Origin of the sequence: Thermoactinomyces sp. CICC 10523 (genome assembly GCF_016055105.1) — a bacterium.
In the GTDB taxonomy this organism is placed as follows: domain Bacteria; phylum Bacillota; class Bacilli; order Thermoactinomycetales; family Thermoactinomycetaceae; genus Thermoactinomyces_A; species Thermoactinomyces_A daqus.
The window spans coordinates 40,030-55,694 of sequence record NZ_JAECVX010000013.1 but is presented as its reverse complement, the minus strand read 5'-3'; the positions used below and the strand labels follow the sequence as shown (position 1 = coordinate 55,694).

Here is a 15,665-nt window from a genome sequence, read left to right as displayed (position 1 = left end):
TTTTTCCGCTTTTCTCCTCACACATCAACCTGAGAGAACGGCTTGGCCCGGAGGAATTGCCCCATGCCCGGCTTGCCTGTAAACCGGTCATGCTCGACAATCACCTGTCCACGGAGCAGAACGCATTTGGGTTTGCCCTTCACCTTCATCCCTTCAAACGGATTGTAATCAACGTTCATATGGTGAGTTTTCGACGAGATCGTCCACTCGGTTTCAGGGTCCCAAATGACAATGTCCCCGTCACTCCCTACGGCAATCGTCCCTTTTTCAGGAAACAGACCGAACAGTTTTGCCGCATTGGTGGAAGTGAGAGCAACAAATTTCGTCAGGCCGATTCGCCCTTCGTTCACTCCACAGTGGTAAAGAATCGACATGCGGTTCTCAATGGTGGGGGCTCCGTTGGGGATTTTGGTGAAGTCGTTCCGCCCCAGTTCTTTTTGTCCCTTGAAATTGAAGGAACACTGGTCTGATCCAAGCACTTGCAATTCGAGATTCCGAAGCCGGTTCCAAAGTACTTCCTGGTGCCATTTCTCCCTGAGCGGCGGGGACATTACGTATTTAGCCCCCTCGAAACCGGGACGTTCATAATCCGAAACATCGCAGACCAAGTACTGCGGACAGGTTTCCCCGTAAATCGGCAACCCCCGCTTTCTCGCTTCACTGATGGCATCCGACGCTTGGGCGCAGGTGACGTGAACGATATACAAGGGAGCACCGGCAATCTCCGCCAGGCGAATGGCCCGTGCCGTCGCCTCCCCTTCCGCTTCGGGCGGCCGCGTCAAAGCATGGTATTTGGGTTCGGTTTTTCCTTTGGCCAGAGCGTCTTTCACCAATACATCGATCACATCGCCGTTTTCCGCGTGTACCTGGACCAGAGCTCCGCATTTGGCCGCTTTTTGCAGCACGCGAAACAGGGTTTCATCGTCCACCTGCAGATTATTTTTGTACGCCAGGAACACCTTGAAGGACATTATGCCTTCCTTTTCCACCAAGTGAGGAATCTCATTCATAACCGCTTCCCGCATGTACCCGACCATCATGTGAAAACTGTAGTCAATGGCCGCTTTTCCTTCTGCTTTCTCATGCCAGGTTTGCAGGGAGTTGGCCAGTGTGTCCCCTTTTTGGTGCAGAGCGAAATCCACGATGGTCGTGGTTCCGCCAAAAGCGGCGGCAATTGTTCCCGTTTGAAAATCATCCGCCGTGATCGTTCCGCCAAAAGGCATATCCAGATGGGTGTGGGGATCAACGCCTCCCGGAAACAGATAACAGCCCGTTGCATCGATCATCTCATGACCAATGGAAAGAATCCGTTCTCCGATGTGGGTAATCTTGCCGTTTTCAATCAGGACGTCGGCGGTCATCACGTCGCTGGCGGTTACAATCGTTCCGCCCCGGATCAATGTACCCATAAAGCGAACCTCCCGCTGGTTATTGGTTTCCGCCTTCCATTGCCCGTTCCCGCCATGTTTGCGGCGGTCTTCCGGTCTCCACTTCAACCATCGTGATGCAACCATCCACTGGACAAACCATTGAACAAAGGTTACAGCCCACGCAATCTTCCTCCCGGACGACCAGTCGAGGCGGACCGGACTCCCGTTCAATCCGGTCGATACATTGATGAGCTGTATCCTCGCAGGCAATATAGCATTTGTTGCAATGGATACAGACATCCGGATCGATCCTCGCCACCACTTTATACTCCAGATTGAGATTTCCCCATTCCGTGTAGCGATGGACGGATTTGCCGATCAGTTCGCTGACCGAAGAGAGCCCCCTCTCATCGAGATAGTTGTTCAACCCATCGATCATATCTTCCACGATCCGGAACCCGTGGTGCATGACCGCGGTGCACACCTGCACGCCCGTCGCACCCATCAGCAGAAATTCGACCACGTCCTGCCAGGTGGAAATTCCGCCAATGCCTGAAATCGGCACGCCTATATCCGGATCCCGTGCACAATCCGCCACCATATGGAGGGCAATCGGTTTAACGGCGGGACCGCAATAACCCCCGTGGGCACCTTTTCCGTCGACATGGGGGATCGGATTCCAGGTCGTTAAATCCACTCCCATCAGGCTGTTGATGGTGTTGATCATGCTGACGGCATCAGCTCCGCCCTGCACCGCTGCCCGGGCGGTGTGACGGATATCGGTGATGTTGGGGGTCAGCTTGACGATGAGCGGGACCTCGGCCACTTCTTTGACCCATTCGGTATTTTGCCGGACGAGATCGGGAACCTGGCCGACAGCCGATCCCATTCCTCTTTCCGACATGCCGTGGGGACAGCCGAAATTAAGTTCAAATCCATCCACGCCGACATCTTGAACCCGTTTTACCAGCTCGTGCCACCGCTCTCTCTTTGGTTCCATCATGAGAGAAGCGACGATGGTTCGGTCGGGAAATTTTCGCTTCACTTCCCGGATCTCCTTCAGATTGTCTTCCAGCGGACGGTCGGTGATCAATTCGATGTTGTTCATTCCCAACATGCGGCGGTTGCCAAAATTGAAAGCGGCAAACCGGGAAGAGACATTGACGATCGGGTCACCCAGCGTTTTCCATACCGCACCGCCCCAGCCCGCCTCAAAGGCCCGCATCACCTGGTAACCGCTGTTGGTGGGCGGAGCCGAAGCCAGCCAGAAGGGGTTGGGGCTTTGAATCCCCGCCAAATCGATGGACAGATCGGCCATCTCGGAACACCTCCCCGCAGATTAAACCTTCTTGACTTGCTTCAGGTACTGGTGAACGCTCCGGGCCACGATTTTTCCCTGCTCCGCTGCCTCGACCACCATCGCTTCCCCTTTGCCCCGCTCAAAGGTGCAGTCACCGGCGGCGAAAATGTTGGCCCGGTTTGTCCGGAAACATTCATCCACCTGAACCACGCCGTTCCGGCATTTGATCCGGAGTTCGTTCAGCAACCGGGTCAGGCGCGACTGGCCAATCGCCCGGATCACCGTATCCGCTTCCACTGTGAATTGCGTTCCGGGAACCGGCACCGGTCGGGGGCGTCCGGAATGATCCGGTGCGTCGAGTCGCATGCAAATAAACTCCACTGCACTGACACGGCCGTTTTCTCCGAGAATCCGCCGGGGAACAGAGAGCCAGCGGAACTCCACGCCTTCCTGTTTGGCAAATTCATACTCAAAAGGATAGGCTGTCATTTCCGCTTCCGTCCTGCGATAAAACATGGTCACCTGTTCCGCACCCATACGCTTGCAACATGTTGCCGCATCAATCGCGGTGTTTCCGGCCCCGACAACGACCACCCGCTTCCCGATTTCCCCGACACCATCCCCTGTTTTGACCCGCTCAATGAAATCGATCGCATCCCACACACCCTCCAGTTCCTCGCCGGGGATGCCGAGACGCGGCACGGTTCCCATGCCAAAAGCCAAAACGATGGCATGGAAACGTTCCAATAATTCCTGTGCAGGAACATCTTTTCCCACCGTAACCCCGGTGTGCACGTTCACGCCCAGCTTGACTACCTGTTCAGCCTCCCACAGGGCGATCTCCCCGGGCAAACGGAAAGGCACGATGCCGTACGTGTTTAACCCCCCAAGTTCCGGCTTGGCCTCAAAAATCGTTACGTCATGCCCCATGCGTGCCAGTTCACGAGCCGCCGAAAGACCGGCCGGCCCTCCGCCGACCACGGCCACCCTGTACCCGGTTGCCGGTCCGGGGCGAAACAGCTGCACACCGTTCTGCCGGGCCCAATCTGTGACATAGCGCTGCAAATCGCCGATCCGGATGGGAGATTCTTCATCTTTAAGAACACAAGCCCCCTCGCATAACTCTTCCGTTGGACAAACCCGTGCACAGCTGGCACCCACGGGGTTGGCTTCCATGATGACACGGGCACTTCCTTTCAAATTTCCCGTGGCGATCTTGCGGATAAAAGAAGGAACATCGATATGGGTGGGACAGGCGCGGGTGCAGGGAGCATCGTAGCAGAACAAACATCGATTCGCCTCGTTCACCACGTCCATCCGGGTCAGTTCCCGGTAGATCGGTTCGCTCAACCTGCTGTTTTTTCCCTGGGACAAGCTTTTTCCCTCCTTATTCTGTCTCCTCCGGCAAGGACACAGCAGATGTCGGGGTGCGGGATTCGATTTGGGTAATCCGCGCATATTCCGCAGGAGAAACCAGCGATTCATGGCGGTGCATCAGAAAGGTGTAGACCACTGCGGCCACGACGAGTCCGACCACCAGCGCGTTGGACCAGAGCCAGTCCCATCCCGGGAGGAAACGGCCCAGAATCGGCACAGCCACCCCAACGAGCAAAGCGATGACGCTGTTCCAGTTCACCCCCTTGGCGTAGTGATAGCGGCCACGGGCCATGTAAAGCTCGGCCAGCGCCAACCGCCTCCTCCGAACCAGCCAGTAGTCGGCAATGGCAATCCCGTCGATCGGGCCGAGCAGCGCCCCGTAGGTGCCAAGCCAGCCAAAAATGTAGTTTCCGAAATTCTCCATGATATACCAGGGTTGAATAACGATCCCAAGCAAGCCGGTGATCAATGCGCCTGTGGCAAAAGTGATCCGGCGCGGCCACAAATTCTCGATCGCTCTCGCCGGGGCCACAACATTGGCACCCACATTGATGGTCAGACTGGAAAGGGTTATGATGACGGCGCCAATCAAAACGACCGGAGCGGAAAAGCGGTTGAGAATGGCCACGGGATCCCAGAGCGCTTCTCCGAAAATGACGATCGTTGCCGAAGTGACGGCGATGGCAATGAAGGAAAATACCCCCATGGTCAACGGAAGCGAGAGGGACTGCCCGACCACTTGCGCCTTTTGACTTTTGGCGTAGCGGCAGAAATCGGGAATGTTCAACGCCATGGTGGCCCAAAAAGCGATACACCCCATCAGGGACGGAAAAAACGCCTTCAAAAACTCTCCCGGAGTGTTCAGTTTCGACTGAGCGGAGAGCATCGACCCGAACCCGCCCGCTTTTATCACCGCCCAGATGAACAGTCCCATCACCGCGACCATCAACAGCGGTGCCGAAAACTGCATCAGATTCTTGATGCTCTCCGGTCCCTTGTAGGCCACGAAGACGTTCAATCCCCAAAAGATGAGGAAAACGAGCGGGGTATGCCCGGGCACCTCCTTCCAACCTTTAAAAACCGCCTGAAGCAATCCGTCGATCGCCGTTGTCCCGATCCAGCAGTTGATCCCAAACCAGCCCGCGGCGATCAAGGCTCTGGCCAGCGCGGGAATGTGCGCCCCTCTTGATCCAAACCATAACCGGGCATATACAGGATAGGGAATGCCGAACTTGGTTCCGGCATGGGCGTTTAACAAAATGGGGATCAAGACGATAAGATTGCCGATCAAGACGGTGAGGACAGCCTGCCACCAGTTCATTCCCAGCGAGATCATGCCTCCCGCCAGGGCATAAGCGGGGATGCAAAGGCACATGCTGATCCACAAAGCGGCAAAGTTCCATGCAGCCCAATGGTGCTCCTTGCGGGTTGTGGGGCGAAGATCCTCATTCCACAGCGGGCTATCACTCAGTTGCCGGGCCATATCGCCGGTCAGCGTGACAATGCCGTCTTTCTCAGTTTGCGACTTCATCGGATCTCCTCCATCCATTTCATGGCTCGCACAGACAGAATTGGCTTAACCGGAGGCACTGGCCTCTTGAACCGACTCGATCACCACCCGGGCCAAAAATTCCAGATCCCGGTCGCTGATGATCAGGGGAGGAGACAAGGTTAACACGTTGTTCATTTCCGGTACGGTATCGCTGTTTTTTCCGATCAGCACCCCTCTCTTTTTGCAAGCGGCAATGACGCGTCCGACGAATTCGGCAGAAGCCGGTTTTTTGTCTTTACGGTTCCTGACCAATTCAATTCCGGCCATGAAACCAAAGAAACGCATATCCCCGACATTGTCATGATCCCAAAGAGGCTTTAACAACGCTTGCAGTTTTTCTCCCAATTCCCGGCTTCGTTCCACCAGCTTCCGTTCATCCATCAATTCCAGTGTTTTCAGGGAAAGCGCACAGGCTATTGCATTCCCCCCAAAGGTATTGACATGCCGGAAATGAGCGTAAGGATGATCTTCCTTGAACGCATCAAACAATTCGGCCCGGACCGCTGTCGCCGACAGAGGTAAATAGGCACTCGTAATTCCTTTGGCCATGGTGACCACATCCGGCCGGATCCCGAAGTTTTGATGACCGAACCGGCGCCCTGACCGCCCAAAACCACAAATCACCTCGTCCACGATCAACAGCACCCCGTACCGGTCGCAAATCTCCCGAACCTGTTTCATGTACTCCGGGGGCGGAACGATCACACCACCTCCGGTAATCACCGGCTCCATGATCACTGCCGCCACCGTGTCCGGACCTTCCCAACGAATCACCTCTTCAATGATGGAGGCACACTCAAGGCGGCAGGATTCCTGCGTCTTCCCGAAAGGACAACGGTAGCAATACGGCGGGGGAACATGGACAAATCCCGGGGAGAGGGGTTCGTAATTCTGTTTTCGCACAGCCTGACCCGTAGCGGCCAATGCCCCGAAGGAATTCCCGTGATAGGCCCGGTAACGGGAAATGAACTTCCAACGGGTTGGCTGGCCGTTTTGGGCATGATATTGGCGAACGATCTTGAAAGCCGCCTCGTTTGCTTCCGAGCCGCTGTTGGAGTAGAAAATACGGTAAGGCCCACCCAGCCACTCGTTCAGTTTCTCGCTCAGAGCGATCGCCGGAAGGTGGCTTTGCGTCAAAGGATAATAAGGCATCCGGCAAAGCTGCTCATAAGCTGCCTGCGCCAATTCGTGCTCAGAATACCCCAGATTGACACACCACAAGCCCGACATCGCATCCAGATAACGATTCCCTTCCAGATCAATCACCCATGCCCCATCCCCTTGCGTGATCACCAAAGGATTCAGGCTGGAAGCATAGGGTTGCATCTGATGCCAGACATACTGACGATCCTTGTCGAGCCAACGTTCCCGCTCTTCTTTCCCCAACGCTTTCGCAGGTCGGGAAGAATAATTCTCCATCTTGCCTTCTCCTCTCCGCTCAAGGCGATAATGGCAACCGTTCTTCAAGAACACCTGCTATTATCCAAACCATCGGGATGTGACCACTTTCTTCCGGGTGTAGAATTCCACTGCATCTTTCCCGTTGGCATGCAGATCACCGTAGAAAGACTGCTTCCAACCGCTGAAGGGATAAAAAGCAGCAGGAACCGGTACACCTACATTGATTCCAAGCATTCCCGCCTGAACCCGCTCCCGGAACCGGCGGGCAGCCTTTCCGCTTTCTGTGTAAAGGACGGCAGCATTGCCAAAGCGGGAACGGTTCACCACCCGAATCGCTTCGTCCAGATCCTTCACCCGAATCACACTTAGCACAGGGGCAAAAAGCTCTTCCCGGAACACTGTCATCTCCGGCCGAACCCGGTCCAAAATCGTCGGCCCAAGGAAAAACCCTCTGTCCATCTGATCCACCAGGTTCCGGCCGTCCCGGAGCATTACCGCGCCTTCTTTCAGCCCTTGTTCGATCCGCTCCAGCACTTTTTTCCGATGTTCATCCCGGATCAGGGGACCTTGCTCGGTACCTTCCTCCAATCCGTTCCCCACCCGGACGCGTTCGGCCGCTGCAACAAGGTCCTTCAGAAAACGATCCGCGACCGATTCGAGTACCACCACTACACTCCCGGCCATGCATCGCTGCCCGGCACAACCGAACGCCGACCCGGTGATGGACTGCACGGCTCCTTCCATGTTGGCATCTTCATGGACGATATGGCAGTTTTTCGCTCCGGCCAGAGCCTGCACCCGTTTTCCGTGTGCTGCCGCCGTCTTGTAGACATGTTCCGCCACCGGCTGTGACCCTACGAAAGATACCGCGTCCACTCCCGGATGGCAGAGCAACGCATCGACCGCCTCTTTTCCCCCGTGAACGAGATTGAAGACCCCTTCGGGCAGACCTGCTTCGACCGCCAGTTCCACCAGGCGGACCGCAGACAAAGGCGTGCGTTCGGAGGGTTTGAGAACAAAGGTGTTACCGGCCGCCAACGCCAAGGGAACCATCCACAGAGGCACCATCACCGGAAAGTTGAACGGGGTAATTCCCGCCACCACTCCCACGGGATCACGCACCATTTCCATATCAATCCCGCGGGAAACCTGGGGAGTCACCTCTCCCTTCATCAAGGAAGGCATCCCGGCGGCAAATTCCACCACTTCGATTCCCCGCCAGATCTCCGCTTTCGCTTCATTCAAGGTTTTGCCGTTCTCTTCCGTCAACGTCCGTGAAAGAGTGTCCAGATGTTGTACCAGCAATTCCCTGAATTTCAGAAGAATTCGTACCCGTTCCGTAACAGGAGTTTCTCTCCAGGCCAAAAAAGCTTCCTGTGCTGACCGGACTGCCGCATCCACTTCAGCAGTCCCGGAAAGAGGAACCAGAGCGAGCACTTCCTCCGTTGCCGGATTGGGAACAGGCAACACATCCCGGGTATTGGACGTGCACCACTTTCCCCCCACGAAATTGGGCAGGCGATCCCCTTTTACAATCATGCTCATTCCATCACCTCATTTGCATTTGATCCTCTTTTAATTCCCATAATTCAGACAATAATGAAGAAAAGCGTCTGAGGCCCGGAAAGAAAGCCCGGTGATTCTATCCCTTTCTCATCCCATAAACCATCATAACAAAAAGAAAACGATATTTTATCATACAAAATGCACAGAAATACACTCTAATTTCTCGTCAATTTATACAATTATGCATAAATCCAACCCGGTTTAATTGGAATTTGTCAAACGACCTGGCGAGTCAGGGAAAACTCCACTGACTGATCATGAAGAAGGAGGGGAGGGAAAAAGGATGTCTCCCACGCCCCGGCCAGCAAAAATCCTTCCCTGCAACATCGAGATTCGTATGGAAAAAACGGAACCGGAGGAGAACATCCCATTTTGAAAAACACGCTCTCACTCAGGAGTAATAAAGGTTAAACAGAGCTGTTCCAGTATCTTCTCAGGCGAATGCCCACGCACGTCTCTTTGAAATAAATAGGAATCACTGCTTAATGCCGTCAGCAACAGATCGGCCCTGAAAACACTGTCGGGTTGGGACTGCTTATTTTCAGCCATCTCGTCAAACAGCCGGACGAGTATTTCATGCATCTGGTTATACAGAGGATTCTGCATTCGATACCGGGGCGGTTTGGCTGTCGCAAAGTTCTCTACTCCTTTAAGCAATTGTGCTTTTTTCTCGCGAAAACGGATAAATAAGCCGAGAATCCCTTTCAATCGTCGGTCAGGCGGCTCTGTGCCGTTCTCTTGCAAATAAGCTTCAATATCTTCAAAAAGCAGACAAATTTGGTCTTTAATTAAATCCAGGCAGATTTCACCTTTGTTTCTATACCGGCGATAGAGCGTTCCCGACCCGATCTTCGCTTCTGTGGCAATTTGATTCATACTGACTTGTTCGACACCATATTGCTCAAACAGCCTGATTGCCGCCTTCAGGATACGCTGACGATTTTCGGCGGCATCGCGGCGTTCAGAACGAGAGCGGATGGCGTCTGCATCATTCACTGTACCACCACTTCCCAAAATCCAGCTTTACAAGTGGAGAGTTCTCCGGTTAATATTAAATGGAGAATTCTCCGCTTAATACTAACATAATGAACAGGAGTGAACAACACATGCAGAATCATGACAAAGCTGCACTGTTGGTCATGGATATACAAAACGGCATTGTCTCGCGATTCGCAGAAAATGAGAACGCGCTGCTGCCGTTCCGGAAAGCCGTGGAAGCCGCACGCCGGCACTCCATTCCGGTTATTTTTGTCCGAGTCGCATTCCGCGAAGGATACCCCGAGATCAGCCCGAGAAACAAGACGTTCTCAGCGATTTCCAATTTTGGCGGAATGACTCTCTCAGACACGGCGACGCAAATTCACGAATCCCTGAACCCCCAACCAGACGAGCCGGTTGTCACCAAGCTTCGCGTCAGTGCATTTTCCGGAAGTGACCTTGAGGTGATTCTCCGATCCCGCCAAATCAACAAACTGATTCTCAGCGGCATTGCCACGAGTGGAGTGGTTCTTTCGACATTGCGGGAAGCAGCAGATAAAGACTTTGCACTTACTGTGCTTTCGGATGCCTGTCTCGATTCCGATCCTGAAGTTCACCGTGTTCTCATCGAGAAAGTGTTCCCACGACAAGCGGAAGTCATGACTGTCGACGCTTGGATCGATACCTTGGATTGATAAGCGAACGCAGGCACCCCGGATTGCGAAAAGAACAGACGATGAACAAGCGCCTCCCCAGGATTTCTCGGTGAGGCGCTTGTTCATCGTCTGAACGATTCTCCTTCGCAAGAAGGGCGAGCCCCGAATAAAGGTTCCGAAAATTACGATTCCTGGGAAGGCACGTTTTTCCATTTACCGTGGAGAAGGGATATCACGCGAAGATCAGACAAATATTCTCCCTTCCCCCACTTTCACGCAGGCTCCGCCCAATCTAACCTCTTCAAATGCATCCCCTCTTTTCCGAATCCTGATGTCGATGAAACTGGGACGCCCCATTTCGATGCCTTGCTCGCTGCGGATTTCATACAATCCGGTTTCCTTGGCCGGTACGAGAGAATGTTGAATAAGATAAGCCCCCAAAGGCCCGTTGGCATTTCCTGTGGCCGGGTCCTCCATAATTCCCATCGCGGGGGCAAACATGCGGCCATGCACGTGGAAATCGGGATTGACCGTTTCCAGGGTAAAAGCATAAATGTGCTGCGTTTCGGGACGGTCAGCGAACCATTGTTTCCACACATCGTTGCGGAATTTGATTTTTTTCATAGCCTCGAGCGAACGAACGGGGATATAGAGAAACGGGACTCCCGAAGAAACGGTCTGAACGGGCAAATCAGCATGCAAGTCCCCCGGCGACAGAGAAAGAAGCCAGGCGGCTTTTTCCCGATCGGAAAACACATCGCCAAACGCGGGGATCGGTTGTTTCATTCCGGCTCGAGTCATCTTGCCTTGCTCTTTATGAACGTAGACTTGAATATCTCCCACTTCTTCCTCCAGAATCCATTCGTTGACCCCCTCCCGGGTCACTGTCCAGTTTTCATGTCCCAATAAAAATGCTGTTCCCACTGTGGGATGACCAGCTACGGGCAATTCCATCCGCGGCGTAAAGATTCTGATTCTTTTTGTGTTTCCCGGTTTCGTGGGCGGGAAGACAAAGACGGTCTCGGACAAATTTAATTCATTCGCAATTTTTTGCATCAGACCGGGGTCCAACGGTCCTGTTTCTTCAAACACGGCCAAGGGGTTTCCTCCGAATTTTTGATTGGTGAACACATCAACGAGAATATAATTTAAAGCCTTCATTTTCCTTCTCCTTTCACTGATCGTTTCCCGTGCAATTCCAGCATAACGCTTTCTTTTTCATTAGTAAAATGAATTGTTATAATGATATACATGAATAAAATTGATTCTTAAAAAGGGAGAGAACGGAATTGACACTCGCGCAAATGGAAGTCTTTCTGAAAGTCGCACAAACTGGGAGTTTCACCAAAGCAGGGGAAGAACTGGGATTGTCCCAATCTGCCGTAAGTCACGCGCTTGCAGGGCTGGAGTCTGAACTCGGTTTTCTGCTGATTCATCGCAGCCGCGCGGGAATTCAAGTGACGCCGAACGGGGAGCGCATGCTTGGCTATATCCGGCAAATTTTGCGAGCGACGGAACAAATGAAACAAGAAGCAGCCCAACTCACCGGTTTGCAAACGGGAACCGTTCGGGTCGGTACCTTTCCCAGTGTTTCCACCAAGTGGCTCCCCCCGATCCTGAACCAGTTTCAAAGCCGATACCCTGAGATCGAAGTGAAACTGCATGAAGGCGGTTATGACGAAGTGGAAAAGCAGATCCGGACGGGGGCTGTCGATCTCGGCTTTATCCCGGTTAGCAAAGAGCAAACGGATTACGATATGGAAATGTTGAAAAACGACTGTTTGGTGCTTCTTCTTCCGGCCGGCCACCCTTTGCACCTCCATCCCTCCCCTGCCATTGAACAAATTGCGGCAGAGCCTTTCATTCTGCCCAAAAAAGGTTGCGATCTTCATATCAAAAAACTGTTCCGGGAAAAAAATGTGCAACCCAATATCCGTTTTGAAATGGAGAACGATGAGGCCATCGTGGCCATGGTACGGGCAGGACTGGGAATCAGCATTTTGCCGGAGATGACCCTCCCCCTCGACATGACCGGCGTTCACCGTGTTTTAATGGGGGAAGAAATATATAGAACCATCGGAATTGCCACCACCTCAAGGGATTCACTCTCTCCGGCAGCCAAAAAGTTTTGGGAAACGGTTACTGCCTGGGTCAAGGAAAACGGAAAAAACACCTGAGAAAGTCCCCTCTTCCCTTCCCATTTTGCGTATAGATTACATCCAGGACCGAAAAGATGCACCGGTCATACCAAAAAAATTTCATAACAAAACCCCTGCCTTCAGCTGTGGCAGGGGTCTCCATGCCGACTCTATTTCATCCGCCAAAAATTCATAGACTGATTGTACGACCCGTTCTTTATTCTTTTTTATCCCTCATACGGCTGAAAACAAAGGCGAGGATCGAACCTGATATGTTGTGCCATACACTGAAAATTGCACTGGGTACGGCAGCCAACGGTGAGAAATTTGCCGTTGCAATCGCTACACCCAATCCGGAATTCTGCATCCCTACTTCCATTGCCACGGCCTTTTGTTTTGCCAAATCCATTCCGCACAGACGGGAGAGGAAAAAGCCCAGCAGAAAGCCCAATACATTATGCAAAATCACCACAGCAAAAATCAACGGCCCCGTAACAGCCAGCTTTGCCTGACTGCCAGCCACGACTCCTGCAACAATGATCACAATCGCGGCGGCAGAGACGAGCGGCAGGGCTTTTGCACTCGCTTCTGCCTGTCTACCAAAGAATTTCTTAATGATAAATCCCAGAGCCAACGGGATGATCACGACCTGAATAATCGAAACAATCAGTGACCAGATATTGATCTCCACCCACTTACTCGCAAGCAAATAGATCAGAAACGGAGTGACAACAGGGGCAATAATCGTGGAAACTGAGGCGATGGACACAGCAAGGGCGACATCCCCCCGGGCCAGAAACACCATCACATTGGATGCTGTACCACTCGGACAGCACCCTACCAAAATGACGCCAACAGCCACCTCCGGCGGCAGATGTAATCCCCATGCCAATAAAAATGCTAACCCTGGCATAATGAGATAATGACAAAGCACCCCGATCGCTACATCTTTTGGCCGGCGAAAAACTTCTTTAAAATCGGCTGCCGACAATGTAAGTCCCATCCCAAACATGACAATTCCCAACAGGGGAACGACATAATCCCCGATCCATATGAAATCGCCTGGGAACAAATAGGCAATCACCGAAAAAAGAATGACCCAAAACGTAAAAGTTTTTCCTGCAAACGCGCTGATTTTTTCTATAAACATCCCAAAAGTCCCCTATCTATCATGTATGCTATCGCAATTAACCTGCGCCCTTTCGGGTGGATATCTTTCAGTGTACCGTCCGGATGGATGCCTATATTTTCACCATTGACTTGGCTTTTCGCGTTACCTCGATTACCTGATCCAGGCTGGACCCACACCCGGACTGCACCACAGCCGCATAGGCACCTTCCACCAATGGCGCATCTGCGATATGAACCTTTGTGATGTTTTCTTCCGCCAGCCGCTCGATCGCCAATTCGGTATTGATCAGGGCACTCCCCAGATCAAAGAGGACAACCACACCTTTATCGGAATAAACCGATCTTATCGCATTTTGAATCTTGTCTGCACTCGTGCCAAGTTCCTCCTCATCCGTCCCCCCCGCATAAGCGACGGGAACATGGGAACTCAATTGGGAAAGCAGCTTTTTTAACCCCTTGGCTAACTCATGGCTGTGAGAAACAATAACGACTCCGACATATTCCGCCATGCCGTCCTCTTTTGTTTGACCCGCATCCCTGTTTTCTTCAAGGATTGAACACAGGGCTTCAAACAACAGGAAAGATGAAACGGCACCGGGGTCCAAATGCCCGATTGACCTTTTTCCCAAAAAGGAAGCACGTCCTTTCCGGGCTTCCAGCTCCTTCGTATTTTCCATTTGTTCTCTGGCAAAGGAAACCAGTTCATCGGCGTTGAGCTCGTTTCCTTTTTGCTGAATATACCGGGTGACCGGTTCCCAGACGTCCAGCATGGTTTTGTCGCCAACCTGTGATTTCCCTCTCAGTTTGATGCCGTTTACAGATTCTTGCAAGGCTTGCCCCAATTCACTGATGGTGATTTCCTCTTTCCCTTTCAATACCTGCCCTGCTTTTATGAACGCAGTGCCATATAAAGGACCTGAAGCGCCCCCCACCTTGGAAACAAGCACCATTCCGATATCCTGCAACAATTTCCCGATATCGTGACAGTCTGTCTGATGGATTTTCTCAATCACTTCTTTGAAACCTTTGGACATGTTGATGCCGTGATCCCCATCGCCGATCGCCTGATCAAGCCTGGTGAGATACTCTTTCTGCTCATCCAATCGAATATTGGCCAAATTCATCCATTTGATAATATGATCAGATTTAATCAACGGCTTTTTCCTCCTTGTCATTTTTTCCAGGCAATGGTATCGGCAGGTGCTTCAAGCAGCTCAATCAGTTGATCATCCAGTTTGAGGAGCGAGATGGAACATCCGGCCATTTCGATTGCCGTCATATATTCGCCTACATATGTGTCGTAAACGGAAATATCCTTGCTTTTTAAGATTTGGGATACTTTCTTGTGCAGAATATACAGCTCCATCAACGGAGTTCCGCCAAGACCGTTGATCATCACCGCAACCCGGTCCCCTGCGGTTAGTTTCAGATCGTCCAGAATCCGGGACAAAAGGATTTCGGCGATTTCATCGGCTGTAGCCATGGCAGTCCGGTAAGTTCCCGGTTCTCCGTGGATGCCGATCCCGATTTCGATTTCCTGTTCCCCAATTTCAAAACCGGGTTTTCCAACGGCTGGAACAGTACATGGAGTCAATGCGACTCCGATGCTGCGCACATGTTGAATCACCTTGTTGGCCACCTGTTCCACTTCTTTCAGGGAAGCTCCTTTTTCAGCAAGGGCGCCGGCAATTTTGTGGACAAAAACCGTTCCCGCGATTCCTCTGCGTCCTTGAGTAAAGGTACTGTTCTCAACCGCAACATCATCATTTACAATCACCTTGGCGATTTGAATCCCTTCGGCTTCTGCCAGTTCGGCCGCCATCTCGAAGTTCATCAAATCCCCTGAGTAGTTTTTTATGATCAACAATACCCCTTTTCCGGCATCCACAGCTTTGATCGCTTCAAGGATCTGGTCGGGCGTGGGGGATGTGAAAACTTCTCCGGCTACGGCTGCATCGAGCATGCCGCTCCCGACATATCCGGCATGCGAGGGTTCATGTCCACTTCCGCCTCCGCTGACCAATGCGACCTTGCCTCCATTCGGGGCATTGGCACGAATCAGAACATTGGTCCCCGTCAGATTTTTCAGTTTGTCGGGATGAGCCAAAACCATGCCATCAATCATGTCACGCACCACATGTTCAGGGTTATTAATCAGTTTCTTCAAGTCAATCGTCCCTTCTCCAGGATTCATTT

General features: G+C 52.4%; 13 protein-coding genes and 1 pseudogene. 2 read left to right on the top strand and 12 right to left on the bottom strand.

The genetic code is table 11. The annotated features are described in order from the left end of the window. Positions 1 to 17: 17 nt before the first annotated feature. The 7 genes from hydA to I8U19_RS14510 form a co-directional block, all read right to left on the bottom strand. Positions 18 to 1,409, bottom strand: a complete 1,392-nt coding sequence (hydA, locus tag I8U19_RS14540) for a dihydropyrimidinase (RefSeq protein WP_198056326.1) — start codon at positions 1,407 to 1,409, stop codon at positions 18 to 20. A gap of 19 nt (positions 1,410 to 1,428) precedes the next feature. After that, a complete protein-coding gene (preA, locus tag I8U19_RS14535) occupies positions 1,429 to 2,688 on the bottom strand; it encodes an NAD-dependent dihydropyrimidine dehydrogenase subunit PreA (protein WP_198056325.1) in 1,260 nt (419 codons plus the stop codon). A 21-nt stretch (positions 2,689 to 2,709) separates the two neighbouring features. Next, positions 2,710 to 4,044 carry an NAD(P)-dependent oxidoreductase gene (locus I8U19_RS14530; protein ID WP_370589795.1) on the bottom strand — a complete coding sequence of 445 codons (1,335 nt, stop codon included), beginning with the start codon at positions 4,042 to 4,044 and terminating at the stop codon, positions 2,710 to 2,712. Positions 4,045 to 4,057: 13 nt separating this feature from the next. Continuing rightward, positions 4,058 to 5,578: an NCS1 family nucleobase:cation symporter-1 gene (locus tag I8U19_RS14525; RefSeq protein WP_198056323.1), complete on the bottom strand. Its 1,521-nt coding sequence runs from the start codon at positions 5,576 to 5,578 to the stop codon at positions 4,058 to 4,060. A gap of 45 nt (positions 5,579 to 5,623) precedes the next feature. Further along, entirely contained in the window at positions 5,624 to 7,018 is a 1,395-nt protein-coding gene (locus tag I8U19_RS14520; RefSeq protein ID WP_198056322.1) for an aspartate aminotransferase family protein, read from the bottom strand. Positions 7,019 to 7,078: 60 nt separating this feature from the next. Further along, complete coding sequence (locus tag I8U19_RS14515) at positions 7,079 to 8,545, bottom strand: CoA-acylating methylmalonate-semialdehyde dehydrogenase (protein ID WP_198056321.1); 1,467 nt, start codon at positions 8,543 to 8,545, stop codon at positions 7,079 to 7,081. Between the two features lie 408 nt (positions 8,546 to 8,953). Further along, positions 8,954 to 9,562, bottom strand: a complete 609-nt coding sequence (locus I8U19_RS14510; protein WP_198056320.1) for a TetR/AcrR family transcriptional regulator — start codon at positions 9,560 to 9,562, stop codon at positions 8,954 to 8,956. A 110-nt stretch (positions 9,563 to 9,672) separates the two neighbouring features. Here I8U19_RS14510 and I8U19_RS14505 point away from each other — a divergent pair, with 110 nt between their 5' ends. Beyond that, a complete protein-coding gene (locus I8U19_RS14505; protein ID WP_198056319.1) occupies positions 9,673 to 10,239 on the top strand; it encodes a cysteine hydrolase family protein in 567 nt (188 codons plus the stop codon). A 204-nt stretch (positions 10,240 to 10,443) separates the two neighbouring features. On the opposite strand, the gene I8U19_RS14500 is transcribed toward I8U19_RS14505, so the two are convergent. Next, entirely contained in the window at positions 10,444 to 11,361 is a 918-nt protein-coding gene (locus I8U19_RS14500; RefSeq protein ID WP_198056318.1) for a PhzF family phenazine biosynthesis protein, read from the bottom strand. A gap of 128 nt (positions 11,362 to 11,489) precedes the next feature. Between I8U19_RS14500 and I8U19_RS14495 the strand changes: the two genes are divergently transcribed. After that, positions 11,490 to 12,377: a LysR family transcriptional regulator gene (locus I8U19_RS14495; RefSeq protein WP_198056317.1), complete on the top strand. Its 888-nt coding sequence runs from the start codon at positions 11,490 to 11,492 to the stop codon at positions 12,375 to 12,377. A 178-nt stretch (positions 12,378 to 12,555) separates the two neighbouring features. Here the strand turns inward: I8U19_RS14495 and I8U19_RS14490 are convergent, their stop codons facing one another. The 4 genes and pseudogenes from I8U19_RS14490 to dhaK all read right to left on the bottom strand — a co-directional run bounded on the left by I8U19_RS14490 (position 12,556) and on the right by dhaK (position 15,636). Further along, the gene (locus I8U19_RS14490) at positions 12,556 to 13,488 is read right to left on the bottom strand and encodes a bile acid:sodium symporter family protein (RefSeq protein WP_198056316.1); all 933 of its coding nucleotides are present in this window, start codon (positions 13,486 to 13,488) and stop codon (positions 12,556 to 12,558) included. 91 nt (positions 13,489 to 13,579) lie between these two features. Next, positions 13,580 to 13,978, bottom strand: a complete 399-nt coding sequence (gene dhaM, locus I8U19_RS14485; RefSeq protein WP_198056358.1) for a dihydroxyacetone kinase phosphoryl donor subunit DhaM — start codon at positions 13,976 to 13,978, stop codon at positions 13,580 to 13,582. A gap of 24 nt (positions 13,979 to 14,002) precedes the next feature. Continuing rightward, positions 14,003 to 14,644, bottom strand: a pseudogene (gene dhaL, locus I8U19_RS14480) (dihydroxyacetone kinase subunit DhaL); the annotation flags it as partial. Continuing rightward, entirely contained in the window at positions 14,641 to 15,636 is a 996-nt protein-coding gene (gene dhaK, locus I8U19_RS14475) for a dihydroxyacetone kinase subunit DhaK (protein ID WP_198056357.1), read from the bottom strand. The pseudogene dhaL and the gene dhaK, both read right to left, overlap by 4 nt. Between the last annotated feature and the right edge of the window lie 29 nt (positions 15,637 to 15,665).